Origin of the sequence: Bacillus sp. CH_48, from assembly GCF_038008465.1 — a bacterium.
Lineage (GTDB): Bacteria > Bacillota > Bacilli > Bacillales > Bacillaceae_G > Bacillus_A > Bacillus_A thuringiensis_S.
In genome coordinates, this window is sequence record NZ_JBBOZF010000001.1 from 4,056,254 (window position 1) to 4,070,315 (window position 14,062).

The following is a 14,062-nucleotide window of genomic DNA, read 5'->3' on the forward strand; positions in this document are numbered from 1 at the left end:
AGAAGGAAGAGTAAATGGGAGATACTTCTTCATTAATAAAGGTCTTTTTATGCATTGCACTACTAATATTTTGGCGTCGTTATCGCTCCATGCATAAGCCAATAAAGGGATCGGGAAAACGTATTTTATGGCCATTACTATTTTTAACACCAGGTATTGTATGGTTTTTAGGTCCCGTACATCCAGCTATATTGCAAGTAATTATAGCGGTATTCATTGGTGTACTTTTTGCTGTGCCGCTTATAGTATTAACAAATTATGAACGAAGAGATGATGGGAATATTTATACGAAAAAAAGTGCAGCTTTTTTAATTACTTTTATTGCACTTGTCGTTTTGAGATACGGTTCAAGAAAATATATTGTTGACTTAGATCAGCAAACAATAGGTTTATTATTTTATGTTGTTGCAGTATCGTATATTTTTCCTTGGAGAATTGCCTGTTATATAAAGTTTAGGAAAGTTTGGCTGGAAAATAATAATCATGCTATATGAAAACCTCTCATTTGAGAAGTTTTTTTATTTTTACAGGTAAGCAAAACAAGTTGTTAAAGGGCAGGCTGTCATAGAATATGATACATATTATAATGAGGAAAAGTTGAGGGGATAAAAATGCGTACAATTTTACTTTTTCTAAACAACATGTTCATTAGCGAAATCGAGGACATTAGGCAAAAACATGATCCTTTATTTGGATTAATTCCACCGCATATTACAATTGTATTCCCATTTGAAAGTTCGATTTCAAATGATGAGCTGAAATTACATATTATAAATGTATCAAAACTGATACAGAATATAGAAATTGAATTTAAGAATCAAATTACAAGTGAAAGAGAATATTTGTTTTTACGAGTTGAAAAGGGGAAAGAACAAATAGAGGAACTACATAATATTCTATATACAGGACCTTTATTACAATTTTTGAAAGAAGACATTCCGTACATCCCGCATGTAACAGTCGGAAGAAAAGAAAGTGTCGAATTAGCTGCTGAAGTAGTGAAGGAGATTCCTAGTTTTCATGGGAAGTTAAATTGTGTAATTGATAGAATAAGCGTGGAGCGAATTGGAGAGAACGGGGAATCAATTATTGAATTTGAAGTACCATTTCTAAAAAGCTGACAAAAGTCAGCTTTTTATTTCGTAGCATGAAGTAATGCACCAATTGCACCGCTATTACCACCATCTTGTAAAAAGATTGGTGTTTTATTTTGATATTCGGTGTAGCTACTAATAATATGTTGAAGTTGTACGTTATTACATAAAGTCGAACCAATATAAATAATATGTTCAATGTTTTTTGTTTCAGCGAATTGAAGGCTTAATGCAGTAACGACTTCACCGACAAGTCCTTGTACAGTAGCTAGTATATCGGAGCTACTATTATTTGATTCTGTAATGGCTGCTTTTCCGAAGTTACTAGCAGTTAAGTTATTATCGATAGGGGAAAGAATACCACCATAAATATCTCCAACCGTAATATCTAGTTCTTTTCTAGAGCCTACTTTTGTTAGAGGGATTACATCTTCAAAATGATCTATATTTGTTAACAATTTTGAAAGTCCCATAATAGTACCACCGCCAACTCCGGTTCCACCAGCGCGAATATATTGTTCATTATAAACGTAATGGATAGAAGTACCTGTACCGATATTGGTTAAAATAAAATTGCGTATAGCATGTTTTTCTTCTTTTAATATGTATTGGACACCTGCAAGAGTAGCTTCAAATTCGTTTAGCTCTATTATTTTATATGAACCTGTAAGCAGATGCTGTAATAGTTTCGATTTACCACCCGTAATACATATTTGTTTTATGCCATTGTTGTTTTTAATCCAATCTATTATTTTATGTTGTTCATGCGAATAAAATTTTTCAAAAGTTAATAGCTTTTTTTCGTTAAAATAAGCTATTTTCGTTAATGTGCCTCCAGCATCGATACCGATAGTACGTTCCATTTCCCTGCTCCTAACTACGTAATATATTTTCTTATTTATTTAATTGGTTGAGAATAGATATTTCCAACTGATATAAGGAACACTTTAATCTGCTTGATATATTAATAGTTTTTCTATAGTTACAATAGGCTGGTCGTTTACAGTTGCAATACCTTTACCAAGAACAAAACCTCGGCGATTGCGCGTTAGTTCATAATGTAAATCAAGTTTATCACCGGGATATGCTTTTCCTTGGAATTCAACTCCATCTAAAGAGGAGAGGAATCCTAGTCCTTCAGAATCACTTGTATGTACAAATGCACTAAGCTGAGCAAGTGCTTCTACAATTAACATATGAGGCATATGTTTTTGATTATCATTTATAAACCATTCGTTATTTGTAATGAGTTTATATCCTGTAACGGATTCACCTTGTTTTACATTTGTTACTTTATCAGTCATTAAAAATGGATAACGATGGGGAAGAGTGTCTTTAATATGCATATGAAAGTACCTCCAATTAATAATACCCCTGCTAAATTTAAGCAGGGGAGTGGGAACTAATTTTTAACTAATTCATTTACTTTTTCAAGAGTGAAAATGCCGCTATTTCTAATGTTTTCAACAACTTGTTGCAACACTTCTTTATCTTGAACGAGTGCAATACGTACGAAGCCTTCTCCGTGAGGTCCAAATGCATGACCAGGTGTAACAACGACATTCGCACGATCCATTAATGCATAAGCGAAGTCTAGAGAAGTCCATCCTTGTGGAATTTCAGCCCAGACAAACATACTACCAGCTGGCTTATCGACATTCCAGCCAAATGTTCGGAATCCATCGACTAAAGTATCTCTCCGTTCTTGATAAATATCGCGGTTTTTCTCACAAAATACAGCGCCATTTCTTAGTGCTGCAGATGCCGCTTTTTGAATTGGTAAAAATACACCGTAGTCGGTATTAGATTTAAATTGAGTAAGTGCACGAACAATTTCTTCGTTTCCAATCATATATCCAATACGGCTACCTGCTAAACTATAACTTTTTGACAAAGAATTGATTTCTACGCCAACTTCTTTAGCACCATGTACAGAGAGGAAGCTAATTGGCTTATTACCATCGAAATAAAATTCAGCATAAGCAAAATCATGGACAACGATAATATTATGCTTTTTCGCGAATGCGATTACTTCTTTAAAGAAATCTTCATGGGCCATTGCTGGAACGGGATTCCCTGGGAAGTTTAAAATCATCATCTTCGCTTGATCGGCAATTTCTTCAGGGATGACTTCTAAGTCTGGTAAGAAATCATTCTCTTTCTTTAAAGGCATGTAGTAAGATGTTGCACCAGCCATTTGAATACCTGTTTCATAAGCTGTATATCCTGGATCAGGAACTAATATAATATCACCTGGATTTGCATAAACCATAGGTAAATGAACGAGCCCGTCTTGTGAACCCATTAATAATAAAACTTCTTTATCTGCATTTAATAAAACGTTATGAGTGTTGTTGTAATATTCAGTTACAGCTTCGTGAAATTCTTGAATACCTGATAATGTATACCCGTAGCTCTCTTTCTCACTCGCTGTATGTACCATTGTTTCTCTTACAAAATCAGCGGGCGGCATATCAGGATTTCCGATGCTCAAATCAATCATGTTATGACCTGCTGCAATTTTTTCTTTTTTATAGGCTCCTAATTCACTAAATATAGAAGATTGGAATGCTTTCATTCTAGTTGCTAACGTGTAAGTCATCAAAACCCCTCCTAAAACAGTGCTTTCATTCTGCGTTTTTAATTATTCTGAAAACACATGTTTATATTTTATCATTTTTTTATGAAAATTAAAACGATTGACAAATTTAGAGGAAGTATTAGCCTATTTTGAAAAGTATCGATGTAAATAGCGTAGACGTGTTAATTGAAATGTCTATTATAGGATTCATTTTATATAACTTAAGTTATTTTATAGTTTTTATTAAGTATTTGTGGAAGATTTCTAAAGTGAAATAACGCAGAAAATATTTTCTGCGTTTCCTCTGAAATATAATCATTTCTTTTTATACGTGCATAATTTTTCAGCTGTCAAAAAGTATACATTTAATGTACCGTCGGCAACTTTTAAAGTTTGCTCTGATGTAAATGAATTACCATAATCAATGTGATATACATTAGAATTTTTGACAAATGAGCCTTTATATAAATCGTCTTTATTCTTTTTGGTTTGCATTTCTACTAAATTTTGCACAATTTCCTCTTTATTTTCTTTTTTGACAACTGTTTCAAATTTATAATATACAGGGCATTCACCATTTTTATTGTCAACGACTTCCCAAGAACCGTATATATCGTTATTGCTGCATCCACTAAGTAGGATGATTAGTATAGGAATTGTAAGTAGAACCTTTTTCATTTTGTGCTCCTTTCTTTTAAATTTGAATAAACGTGCGAATACGATAGGGATATTATAATAAATAAAGTTTAAATTTTTTTAAAGAATTATTTAATTTCATATAAAAATTTAGGAGAAATTAAATAAGCATGAATCTAGTGTAAAGTCAGATTCATGCTAGTACCATAGCCTATGTTATATCTTTTTTGAGGATAAATAAAGAGGGAAGCAGAAGCACTATTCCATTTAATATATATACGCTTGCGATCATAAAGGCTAACGTACCTGCGCCAAATCCTGCTTTATCGAATATAGAAGCAAATGTTGCGATAGTCAAAAAGACAATGGGAGTCAGTAGTAAAAATATGAAACCTGCCACGATTCTTTTTTTAAAACTATGTCCAGATAAGGAAATGGCTAAAAAGTTTAGGATGCTAAACAGAGCAATTGCAAAGAGCAGGACAATAAATACTTCAATGCCATCAGACATTTTACCACTCCTTTTATAAAGAGTACTCTTTATAATCTATTCGAAATAAAAGGGGGATACTCCTTTAGGTAATTTCAATAAACGTAATAAATAGGCGTATTATAGAACAAAGAAGTATGGATTCAATATTATATCCATACTTCTTTGTTTATTTTATAAATTCGCAGATTGTGAATGCTGTTTTTCATAATGTTTCTGCTTAGAAAGGGAAATAGAAATAATCAATAATGAAACGACTCCGAAGATGAGAACCATATATTGTAACCCAATTGTATCTAAGAAGAACCCTGTGCCAAGTAAGACGATTTGGAACATAACCCTCTCAAACATATTACGGAATGAGAAGAGGCGACCGTGATAACTTTTTTCCACTTTCGTTTGGAAAATTGTCGACATAATAGGGAAGAAGCAGCCAACACTAAACCCAAACAAACCAAATGATGTAAGAGCCATCCATTTTATATCGCTAAAGAACAATGACAGGTGTGCAAAAGCAGTACAAATTGCGAAGAAATATAGTAATTTTTCGGGTTTGAAATGATCAGATAGACGTTTAATTACGAAGGCACCTAACATAAATGCGACACCTTCAATTGTATATATGAACCCTTTAATCGTAGGATCATGTTGCATTTCGCTAATGTTAATAACCATTAAATTAAACCCTGCTATAAATAATAGAGGGATGATACTTAATATAAGTGCTGTAAAAGCAATAGGAATTCCTTTTAAAATACGAAATACTTCCATAAAGCTATTGTCTTTTGCAGCTTGTTTACTTGGTGTTGTTGATTTCTTGTCTTCGAATTGTAGGAAGAACGTCGAGAGGAATAATAAGGCGTATGCTGCCATTGAAAAGGCGTACATATACTGTAAACTCATTACAACTAAAAGAATTCCACCTAGTGAAGTACCTGCAATACGAGCGATTGTACCAACATTCATATGTACACCGTTCATTTGTAATAACTCATTCTCACGTACGATGAGTGGAATTACAGATTGTAATGCAGGGAAATAAAATGCTGCTGAAATTTGAAGAGCAACCATAAATGCAATCATAAATGCGATACTTTCAAATTGAATAGCGAAAAACATGAAAATAACACTTAAAACTCGACCAAATCCAGCGTAAAGAAGAACTTTTTTCTTTTCATACTGATCGATGACACGACCGGCCATAGGGCCAACTAGAACACCGGCTAATAGTCCGATAAATAATATAACTGATTTCATGAAATCAGAAGGGACATATTTTTGCATAAACTCAAGGTTGCCAAGAATACCAAGCCATAATCCTAGACCTGCAATAAACTCCCCAATTAAAACAATCCAAACATTTTTATTACGCCACATAACATAAAACCTCTCCGTCTTTTAAAATGAAAAAACTCGTATATAAAACCTCCTTATTTATGTAGTATTTTTATACGAACTTTTTTAGAGTCAGAGTCTATATTACGTGTTTCATAATTGGATTTCAATCTTTTTGATTTGTAAAAAATTTGATGTATTAATTGATGAAATAAATGAAGCAAAACGTAAAAAATTCATGATTAAAGCTAATAGAAAGTAAGGATAAATATAAAAAAGCAAGAACGTATAACTACGTCTTGCTTTTCCAAAGTACAAAATTAAACATTAATTTCAATTAGCAATATTTACGCTCTTGTCCAATAGCTAAAGCGCTAAAAGATAGAGGACCAGCAACTTCTGCACTTGCACTACTAATAAGGTTTTCTACAGTTAATGAATATTCGTGTGTTCCACTGCTAATGTTTTGGTCTGTAGCTTGGAATGTTTGTACGTAAAATTGTTCAGAATTTGTTGATTCAATACCTACTTGTGTATTGAAAATTTCAATGTTATCAAGGAAAATTCGGAATAAAACTTGTGAAATCTCAGTTATACCTTCTACACCAACTGTAGCTATTAATTCTACTCGATTATTACGTGAATCTCTACTTGAAATTCTCAATTTCAAATTTGCTAGAATTACTTTGTTTGGAGAAGAGGGGATTGCAAAAGTTGTTGCATCAGTTTTACTTATAGGTTGAGTAGCTTAATAATCAATGATATGAGTCATATTCACAACCTCTTCATATACTGAAATACGGAAATAGGGATGAATTATCTTGGACAAATACTAGAATATTATAATAGAGTCCACAACAATTGTTGAAAAGAAGCAATTTACATAAAAGCATCAAGAATATATCATAATAAGATGATATTTTTCTTAATGCTTTTTGTAATTAAGCAGAATATTCTTCTTTACGTACTTCAAAAAATTCATTACGTCGTAAGTAATTATAAATTCTCTCAGAAACCTCTTCTTCTTCAGACACTAAGAAACGATGGTCAAAAGCGTAGAAAGATTGACCTTTAATTAATTTTACATAATATATATTAAACGCCTCCTGACACTAGATTATTACTTTCTTCATATTATGATGGCCTATATGTCTGCTAAAAATACTTGGAGTTTCAAAGGAAGTAAGTAAAGGGATGAAAGAGCTTACAATTTTGTAAGGTTTATGTCACCTTTTTCGATAGTTTACATTCACCAATTTCTTCTATACTACAAATAAGTTGCATAAAATAAGGGGGTAAAAAGATGGATGAAGTAATTGGAGAAGTTGTAGCAGGTATTTGTGAATTTGTAGTAGAAGTAACAGCGGATGCTATAGGAAGTTTAGTTTCCGGAAATGATGAGGAAAAAGAAACATTATAATAATTTGTAAAAGTATAAAGTTGATCAAATTGTAAAGGTTGATTTCTAAAGGGAAGTCAGCTTTTTATTTTTTACATTATATTAACTTAATTTGAATATTCATTTGTTATTATATTGAAGAAACCTATATAAGGAGGTGAATAAACAAATATGTCGAATTCGGGGGCTGATTTATCTGTTTCTCGTTTGATTGTGGCAAATGTAGAGGAAAAGGAATATCATTTTATTGTTCGTGAACATCCGATTGTAGGGAAAGTTATATCGCTATTTGAAAATGGTAAAGAATATGGTTTACTAGATAAACAAATCGCTAATAAAGATAAATTTATTACATCGGAGCTTACTAAATTAGATTATTTTAACTTAGATGTTTTATATCATACACCTGGGTGGATATGGATTGGTATGGATCAATTTGGTTTACATGCTCGTGAGGCTACTTATAACGAAGTAGATGTTATTATGAAGTTGAAAGAGGATTTATATTATATAGATATATACGAAGAAATAAAAATGTAGTAAATATTTAGTCAGGTTAGGGGACAAGTTCCCGTAGCCTTTTTTGTTTAATGGTAAAACGTAAAATTATATTATTTTGATTATAGGTAAACTTGATAAGAAGTGAGATGAAAAGAGGATTTGAAAATACATGAAGAGAATTGTAATAATTATATGAATCGTATATGTAAATAACAATAGAAAGAAGATGATAAAATGAGTAAGGAAGAGCTTGTGAAAAAACAGTTTGGCAGTAATGCAGATAAGTATGTGAATAGTAAAATACATGCTAAAGGACAGGACTTACAATATGTAGTTCAACAAGTTGCGTCTCGCCATAATAATCGTCTTCTTGATGTTGCTACTGGTGGCGGACATGTTGCGAATATGTTAGCACCTATGTTTGAAGAAGTAGTTGCACTTGATTTAACAGAACAGATGTTAGAAGAAGCAAAAGGTTTTATAAAGCAGAATGGTCATGGAAATGTGTCTTTTGTAGTAGGAAACGCAGAGGATTTACCATTTGCAGACCATTTTTTTGATACAATTACATGCCGGATTGCAGCCCATCATTTTACGAATCCGGCTCAATTTATTTTTGAAGTAAATCGTACGTTGGAGAATAATGGATTATTCATCTTAATAGATAATGTTTCGCCAGAAAATAATGAATATGATACATTTTATAATTTTATAGAAAAAAGCGGGACCCAAGTCATGAACGAGCTCTAAAAAAGACAGAATGGCTTACTTTATTAGAAAAAAACGGTTTGCAAATGCAGTCATGTCTTACTTTTGATAAGAAGTTTGATTTTGACTGGTGGTGTAATATGATGAATGTCCCTGTACAAAAGCGTGAAAAATTAACAGAATGTATGATGAAAGCGCCAAACGAAATGAAGGGATATTTTAATATTCAATTTAAAAATAATAAAGTAGATTCATTCTATACTGAAATGGCTATGTTTATATGTAAAAAAAGTACAACATTAAAAAGATAAATGTGTTGCAGTCTTTCTGAAGTACGATATACTTAGTACAGAGAAACTGAGAATTGAGGAATAGTTATAATGATTCGTGTACGCATTGAAGGTACTGAGGAAGAAATGCTTGAATTTATGGGGAAAATGCCGGACATTCCTGGATTTGAAAAGACACATATGAGAGAGCCGAGAAAAGGAAATAACCCGAAATACGATTCGAGTAAAAATGTACTAGCATATTTGTCTTATAAAAAGATTGAAGTCGCCAATAAATAGGCGGCTTTTTTAGTTTGCGCTGTTTCACCGCCTTGTCTTTTTCACATAATAATAATAGTAGATTATGCTGAAGAGGGGTGAGAATAGTTAATAAGAAAATCATCTTTTTTGGAGACTTTGGTATTGATGACGCCGTAGCGTTAATTTATGCAAATAAAACATGTAAATTAGATATTCTAGGTATTGTTGCAGAGTACGGGAATGTATCACGAGAAATCGTTACGGAAAATGTATATTTTTTAGAAAGGTACTATGCTACACATGTAAAAATTATTGAAGGTGCGAGTAGGCCGATGACAGCTGAAGAACCTTTGTTTTTCCCTGAAATCCATGGGGATCACGGTTTAGGTCCTATTAATCCACCTGAGATGAGAATTTGTAAACGAGAAAATTTTTGTGAATTAATCAAATTAATCGAACCTTGTCCAGAAGATATTATAATTGTGGCGACAGGAAGACTAACGACGCTTGCTACGTTATTTTTATTGTATCCCAATATAATGGATCGTATTTGTTCGTATTATATAATGGGCGGTGCTTTCCTATTTCCAGGTAATGTTACACCAGTATCTGAAGCGAATTTTTATGGTGATCCAATTGCAGCAAATATTGTTATGAAATATGCGAAAAACGCTAGTATATACCCGTTAAATGTAACACAGGGCGCGCTTATTACGCCTGAAATGGCCAATATAATAGATAAACAAGGAACTGGACAGGCGAAACTCATTAAACCAATGATTGATTTTTATTATGAGAACTTCTATAAAAAAGAATATCCGGGTATTGGTGGAAGCCCTATACACGATTTACTACCGTTTGTCTCGTTTATAAATGATAGTATTTTTGAATATAAAAAATCGGCAGTGTGGATTAGTACGACAAATGATGTGACTAGGGGCCAAAGTGTAGCTGACTTTAGAAAAATAGCTGAACCAACAAGGTTTGATGGTCGGCCGATTCAAAGAATTGCTGTTGGTTTTAACTATCCTGCTTTTAAAGAAGAGTTTATGCGAACAATATTGAAGCCAGATTGTCCTTAATGTGTTAATAATAAGTCGGATAAATCGTTAGTCCGAAAAATGGTTTATCAGTCTGTATTATTCTCAAAAGTCTTATAGTTGAGCAGCATGAATAACTTATGAAAAATGTCACATAACTAATGGTAAGCAATTGTTTCTAATTATATTTTGATTGGTTAAATATAAAGGAGGTTATTATATGATTTGGTCTTTAATCGTTGGTGGTTTATTAGGATGGTTTGCAAGCTTAATTACTGGAAGGGATGTACCAGGTGGTGTAATTGGTAATATTATTGCTGGTATTATCGGTTCTTGGATTGGTACGAAATTACTTGGTAGTTTCGGTCCTGTAATAGGCGGATTTGCAATCATTCCTGCTTTAATTGGTGCGGTTATTTTGATTTTCATTGTGAGTTTTTTACTACGAGCAATGCGGAAATGAATGTAGCAGGACTGTTTACATTTGTAAGCAGTCCTTTTTATATGTTATGCTAGTATTATACAATCAGGAGGTGTCAGCATTGAAATCATTTACAGTAAATTTCCATCAAGAAGATAATGCAAAAGCGACAACAGTACATAAATTAAGTGAAGAGGACTTCAATAAAGCAACTGAAAAAGGTACTCGTCATTTATTTGATTTAGATACAAACGTTGGCTTCTTCGTATTCTTTGATGCAGAAGATGCAGAAGGAAATGATCAATACTTAATGTTACAATATGAAGGGGATCATGAAGAACCAACTGCGTGCTACGGATTTGATTTAAAACTATATTATCAATTTTTAGCGCTATACTTAAACGATCTTGAATTCCAAGGCGAAACAGATGAGGAAGAGGAAGAATACGGTCCAATTCATCATTTAGCGCACTTACTTTATCATATTGTTGAAGATGGTAAATCAATCGAAGTATAATATACATATTTGAAGCTGTCCTTTTGGGGCAGCTTTTTTATATGACATTGAATTGGTGTATTATTAGTTGAACCAATAAGGCTTTTACGGGCAGCCCTGCCCATCTAACTTCTTTGTTTCCGCTGAATTTTGAGGTGGAGATTTTACTGCCCGGCAAATAGCAGGATAAATTCATAATAGAAATTTATTTATTACTTTCATGTTAGCATCGTAAAACACCTGTTATAATGATTGTAATTAAATTCATGGAGGCTAATTCTATGCTTGTAGATGTAAAAGCTTTTATTAAAGCTGCAGGTTTAACATGTATTTCATCATTAAGTGGAGATAACACGTTTGTTTATAATTTTGAAACTGTAAAAAACACTATCGCTACACTTTTTAAGAAGCTAAGATTTACCATTTAATTTCATTTCAACCAGTAGGAAAAGAGTAATCACTTCCTACTGGTTTTTTTTCTGTTTGAAGGAGCTGTTGTGACAACATGTTTTAAGTGATAGATAGAGGATATTGTCATTGAGAAGAGAAGGGTTAAATAAGGAGATGAAAATGGTTTCGTTTATCAGGAGGTAGTTACTTCGGATATAACAGACTTGGTTACTTTTTAGAAACAGCTTTTGTAATATATTTTGTACAAGCTTTTTGAGAGAGTGAAGTACTGACTTTTTTGAACAAACATAATTTGAAAAGTAGTGTAATGGGTTGGTTAACGAAATAAATAAGATGCAATAGGGGGTAAAAATGATGAAAATATATTTAAAAATAGTTATGTTATTTTTGGTGTTTACATGTATGTTTGCGCTAGCCGCATGTAAAGAGACAGACGAAAAAAACGAAACAAATCCAACCTTGGAAAATAATAAAAATAAACAAAGTAATTCTTCAGAAGAACAGAAAAATCTTGAAACAAAACCAAGTAATGAAAAAACAACAAAACCATCAACTGAGCCAGATTCGAAAAATAGAACATTTAATCAAAAATCAATTAACCACATTAAAGATTTGTTTGAATTAGCAAAAGAAGGAAAAGTACCTAATGTACCATTTGGAGCCCATACAGGGGATATTGAAGAAATAGAAAAAGCATGGGGGAAAGCGAATAAAACCGAACAAGCAGGGAACGGAATGTACGCAACTTTTACAAATAAAAATGTTGTTTTTGGATTTAATAAAGGGTCACAAGTTTTTGATGTACGCTCATATCATGCAGAACTAAAATCGATTACATTACAAGAAATTGAAAAAGCGTTAGGAAAACCATCTTCAGTTAAAGGGAATGGTGGAGACAAAATATATGTATACAAAGTAAATAACCAGTATGAGTTAAAATTTGTCATTCCAAAATCGACTGGTAATGTAGATCATATTTCCGTGTTTTCACCAGAGGATAGTATTAATAAAATGGCAGGATAAGAAATTAAGTGATTTCAAAAACACCTCGCTCTTTAAGTGAGGTGTTTTAGTTGTAAACAAGGAACGTCTCATTTCATATGCGAAATACTTCACTTTTGTTTTTTAGCATGCATCCAATAAGAAATGTTGATCTACTGAAAAAGTAGTAACTTATAAATTATGTGTAGGCTGGTTTGCGATTTTTTTTCGTTCCAAATTTTGAACAAATAACGCTTGTACAATACCTCCAACTAATAAGAAACTAGCGCAAATATAAAACAGCATACTTCCATTTAACTTACTTAATAAAACTGCACCAATAACTGGTCCACACGTTCGAGATATATCCCAGTGTATACCGTAAATTGAAAAATATAAACCACGTTTATCATGAGGTGCAATTTCTGAAACGAATCGTAATAAATGGTTTAGAGCAATACTTTCTCCAATGACTAAAAAGAGTAAGGTGAAGAATAACGACAATATCGTCGTTGAATAACTAAAGCCAACTGCAGCTATTGTATAGCAGGCGTAAGAAATAAGGATGATTTTCGCCATAGAAAATCGTTCAGACCATTTTACGAGGAAGATTTGTAGAATGATTTCCAAAATGGCTTTACATGTTGAAATAAATGCGAGTATGAATACGAGATTAAGAAATACATGTTCTGCGAAAATACGATAATTCGTCTCAGTTTGTGCATAAAAAAAGCTAATAGGAAGTGTAGAAACCATAAGACCGAATATGGCGTAATGTTTAAAAATAAATTGCTTTGGTGAACTTGCCTCAACTGTTTGTTTTGACATACTTATTGGTGGAACGGTTTCTGGGAGCTGGGTCCAAACAACAACGGCATATATCGTAAGGGTTACACTTTGCACGATAAATAAATATTCTGGGTGAGTATTATAAAAACTTGCACCGATTAAAGGGCCGACTACGGATCCAATTGCTCCCATCGTTTGTAGGAGAGCAAAAATTTCTGCTTGCTGCTCTTTTTTTGTTAAATCAGCAATTTGTGCACGTTGAGCCGGAATATATAAGGAACGGCCAATGCCATTAATGACATATAACAGTGCAAATATAAAAACGGATTGAGCGAAAACGAAACTACCGATTGCAACACTTTGTAGCAATAAGCCGAGTAACATAATCTTTTTCCGGCCATATTTATCAGTAATTCCTCCAGCAATAAGTGTAAATAAAATGTCTGAAAGTGGCTGTAATCCGAAAATCAGCATAGTTATTATTACATTGCCGTTTAACATTTTATTGACGTAAATAATCATAATGATAGCTAACATAGATTCAGTCGTTCTGGTTAATAATTCACCACACAGTCTAATAAAAATAGGTTTATTGTAACGAAGTAAGAGATAATTCAATATTAATTCCTCCTTTCTATATTGAAATGATA

Annotated in this window: 18 protein-coding genes and 2 pseudogenes; 11 read left to right on the forward strand and 9 right to left on the reverse strand. The window is 32.7% G+C overall.

Features of this window, described 5'->3' with window-relative positions:
• The first annotated feature begins 14 nt into the window (after positions 1–14).
• Together N2V92_RS20365 and N2V92_RS20370 are read left to right on the forward strand one after the other, a co-directional pair.
• Entirely contained in the window at positions 15–494 is a 480-nt protein-coding gene (locus tag N2V92_RS20365; protein WP_042598071.1) for a CcdC family protein, read from the forward strand.
• Between the two features lie 117 nt (positions 495–611).
• On the forward strand, positions 612–1,121 hold the full coding sequence (locus N2V92_RS20370) for a 2'-5' RNA ligase family protein (RefSeq protein ID WP_042598073.1): 510 nt from the start codon (positions 612–614) through the stop codon (positions 1,119–1,121).
• A gap of 14 nt (positions 1,122–1,135) precedes the next feature.
• Here the strand turns inward: N2V92_RS20370 and coaW are convergent, their stop codons facing one another.
• The 8 genes from coaW to N2V92_RS20410 form a co-directional block, all read right to left on the reverse strand.
• Positions 1,136–1,957, reverse strand: a complete 822-nt coding sequence (gene coaW, locus N2V92_RS20375; RefSeq protein WP_042598075.1) for a type II pantothenate kinase — start codon at positions 1,955–1,957, stop codon at positions 1,136–1,138.
• A gap of 84 nt (positions 1,958–2,041) precedes the next feature.
• Positions 2,042–2,440 carry a 3-hydroxyacyl-ACP dehydratase FabZ family protein gene (locus tag N2V92_RS20380; RefSeq protein ID WP_000547673.1) on the reverse strand — a complete coding sequence of 133 codons (399 nt, stop codon included), beginning with the start codon at positions 2,438–2,440 and terminating at the stop codon, positions 2,042–2,044.
• A 56-nt stretch (positions 2,441–2,496) separates the two neighbouring features.
• Positions 2,497–3,696, reverse strand: a complete 1,200-nt coding sequence (locus N2V92_RS20385; RefSeq protein ID WP_000222696.1) for an LL-diaminopimelate aminotransferase — start codon at positions 3,694–3,696, stop codon at positions 2,497–2,499.
• Between the two features lie 294 nt (positions 3,697–3,990).
• Positions 3,991–4,353, reverse strand: a complete 363-nt coding sequence (locus N2V92_RS20390) for a hypothetical protein (RefSeq protein ID WP_000757021.1) — start codon at positions 4,351–4,353, stop codon at positions 3,991–3,993.
• 169 nt (positions 4,354–4,522) lie between these two features.
• Positions 4,523–4,822 carry a hypothetical protein gene (locus N2V92_RS20395; RefSeq protein WP_042598077.1) on the reverse strand — a complete coding sequence of 100 codons (300 nt, stop codon included), beginning with the start codon at positions 4,820–4,822 and terminating at the stop codon, positions 4,523–4,525.
• Between the two features lie 153 nt (positions 4,823–4,975).
• On the reverse strand, positions 4,976–6,178 hold the full coding sequence (locus N2V92_RS20400) for an MFS transporter (protein ID WP_000269263.1): 1,203 nt from the start codon (positions 6,176–6,178) through the stop codon (positions 4,976–4,978).
• A gap of 295 nt (positions 6,179–6,473) precedes the next feature.
• Complete coding sequence (exsC, locus tag N2V92_RS20405; RefSeq protein ID WP_223266670.1) at positions 6,474–6,872, reverse strand: exosporium protein ExsC; 399 nt, start codon at positions 6,870–6,872, stop codon at positions 6,474–6,476.
• A gap of 205 nt (positions 6,873–7,077) precedes the next feature.
• Complete coding sequence (locus N2V92_RS20410; protein WP_074789873.1) at positions 7,078–7,230, reverse strand: YqbF domain-containing protein; 153 nt, start codon at positions 7,228–7,230, stop codon at positions 7,078–7,080.
• A gap of 476 nt (positions 7,231–7,706) precedes the next feature.
• Between N2V92_RS20410 and N2V92_RS20415 the strand changes: the two genes are divergently transcribed.
• From N2V92_RS20415 to N2V92_RS20455, 9 genes and pseudogenes are all read left to right on the forward strand, one after another.
• On the forward strand, positions 7,707–8,075 hold the full coding sequence (locus tag N2V92_RS20415) for a hypothetical protein (protein ID WP_000071474.1): 369 nt from the start codon (positions 7,707–7,709) through the stop codon (positions 8,073–8,075).
• Between the two features lie 195 nt (positions 8,076–8,270).
• Positions 8,271–9,055: pseudogene (locus N2V92_RS20420) on the forward strand (class I SAM-dependent methyltransferase).
• A gap of 69 nt (positions 9,056–9,124) precedes the next feature.
• A complete protein-coding gene (locus N2V92_RS20425) occupies positions 9,125–9,313 on the forward strand; it encodes a DUF3970 family protein (RefSeq protein ID WP_000621885.1) in 189 nt (62 codons plus the stop codon).
• Between the two features lie 77 nt (positions 9,314–9,390).
• The gene (locus N2V92_RS20430) at positions 9,391–10,356 is read left to right on the forward strand and encodes a nucleoside hydrolase (RefSeq protein ID WP_001223689.1); all 966 of its coding nucleotides are present in this window, start codon (positions 9,391–9,393) and stop codon (positions 10,354–10,356) included.
• 178 nt (positions 10,357–10,534) lie between these two features.
• Positions 10,535–10,777, forward strand: a complete 243-nt coding sequence (locus N2V92_RS20435; RefSeq protein WP_000638310.1) for a GlsB/YeaQ/YmgE family stress response membrane protein — start codon at positions 10,535–10,537, stop codon at positions 10,775–10,777.
• A gap of 79 nt (positions 10,778–10,856) precedes the next feature.
• A complete protein-coding gene (locus N2V92_RS20440) occupies positions 10,857–11,252 on the forward strand; it encodes a hypothetical protein (RefSeq protein ID WP_000834883.1) in 396 nt (131 codons plus the stop codon).
• A 260-nt stretch (positions 11,253–11,512) separates the two neighbouring features.
• Entirely contained in the window at positions 11,513–11,659 is a 147-nt protein-coding gene (locus N2V92_RS20445; protein WP_000959552.1) for a hypothetical protein, read from the forward strand.
• A 140-nt stretch (positions 11,660–11,799) separates the two neighbouring features.
• Positions 11,800–11,970: pseudogene (locus N2V92_RS20450) on the forward strand (aminopeptidase); the annotation flags it as partial.
• Positions 11,971–11,993: 23 nt separating this feature from the next.
• Positions 11,994–12,665, forward strand: coding sequence for a YjgB family protein (locus tag N2V92_RS20455; RefSeq protein WP_002082626.1), 672 nt, complete (start codon positions 11,994–11,996; stop codon positions 12,663–12,665).
• 150 nt (positions 12,666–12,815) lie between these two features.
• Here N2V92_RS20455 and N2V92_RS20460 read toward each other — a convergent pair whose 3' ends face one another.
• Positions 12,816–14,030, reverse strand: a complete 1,215-nt coding sequence (locus N2V92_RS20460; protein ID WP_001108447.1) for an MDR family MFS transporter — start codon at positions 14,028–14,030, stop codon at positions 12,816–12,818.
• Between the last annotated feature and the right edge of the window lie 32 nt (positions 14,031–14,062).

Bases quoted from the DNA above. Each gene is read 5' to 3' on its own strand.
- N2V92_RS20365 (WP_042598071.1), top strand. From the start codon at position 15: ATGGGAGATACTTCTTCATTAATAAAGGTCTTTTTATGCATTGCACTA.
- N2V92_RS20370 (WP_042598073.1), top strand. From the start codon at position 612: ATGCGTACAATTTTACTTTTTCTAAACAACATGTTCATTAGCGAAATC.
- coaW (WP_042598075.1), bottom strand. From the start codon at position 1,957: ATGGAACGTACTATCGGTATCGATGCTGGAGGCACATTAACGAAAATA.
- N2V92_RS20380 (WP_000547673.1), bottom strand. From the start codon at position 2,440: ATGCATATTAAAGACACTCTTCCCCATCGTTATCCATTTTTAATGACT.
- N2V92_RS20385 (WP_000222696.1), bottom strand. From the start codon at position 3,696: ATGACTTACACGTTAGCAACTAGAATGAAAGCATTCCAATCTTCTATA.
- N2V92_RS20390 (WP_000757021.1), bottom strand. From the start codon at position 4,353: ATGAAAAAGGTTCTACTTACAATTCCTATACTAATCATCCTACTTAGT.
- N2V92_RS20395 (WP_042598077.1), bottom strand. From the start codon at position 4,822: ATGTCTGATGGCATTGAAGTATTTATTGTCCTGCTCTTTGCAATTGCT.
- N2V92_RS20400 (WP_000269263.1), bottom strand. From the start codon at position 6,178: ATGTGGCGTAATAAAAATGTTTGGATTGTTTTAATTGGGGAGTTTATT.
- N2V92_RS20415 (WP_000071474.1), top strand. From the start codon at position 7,707: ATGTCGAATTCGGGGGCTGATTTATCTGTTTCTCGTTTGATTGTGGCA.
- N2V92_RS20425 (WP_000621885.1), top strand. From the start codon at position 9,125: ATGATTCGTGTACGCATTGAAGGTACTGAGGAAGAAATGCTTGAATTT.
- N2V92_RS20435 (WP_000638310.1), top strand. From the start codon at position 10,535: ATGATTTGGTCTTTAATCGTTGGTGGTTTATTAGGATGGTTTGCAAGC.
- N2V92_RS20445 (WP_000959552.1), top strand. From the start codon at position 11,513: ATGCTTGTAGATGTAAAAGCTTTTATTAAAGCTGCAGGTTTAACATGT.
- N2V92_RS20455 (WP_002082626.1), top strand. From the start codon at position 11,994: ATGATGAAAATATATTTAAAAATAGTTATGTTATTTTTGGTGTTTACA.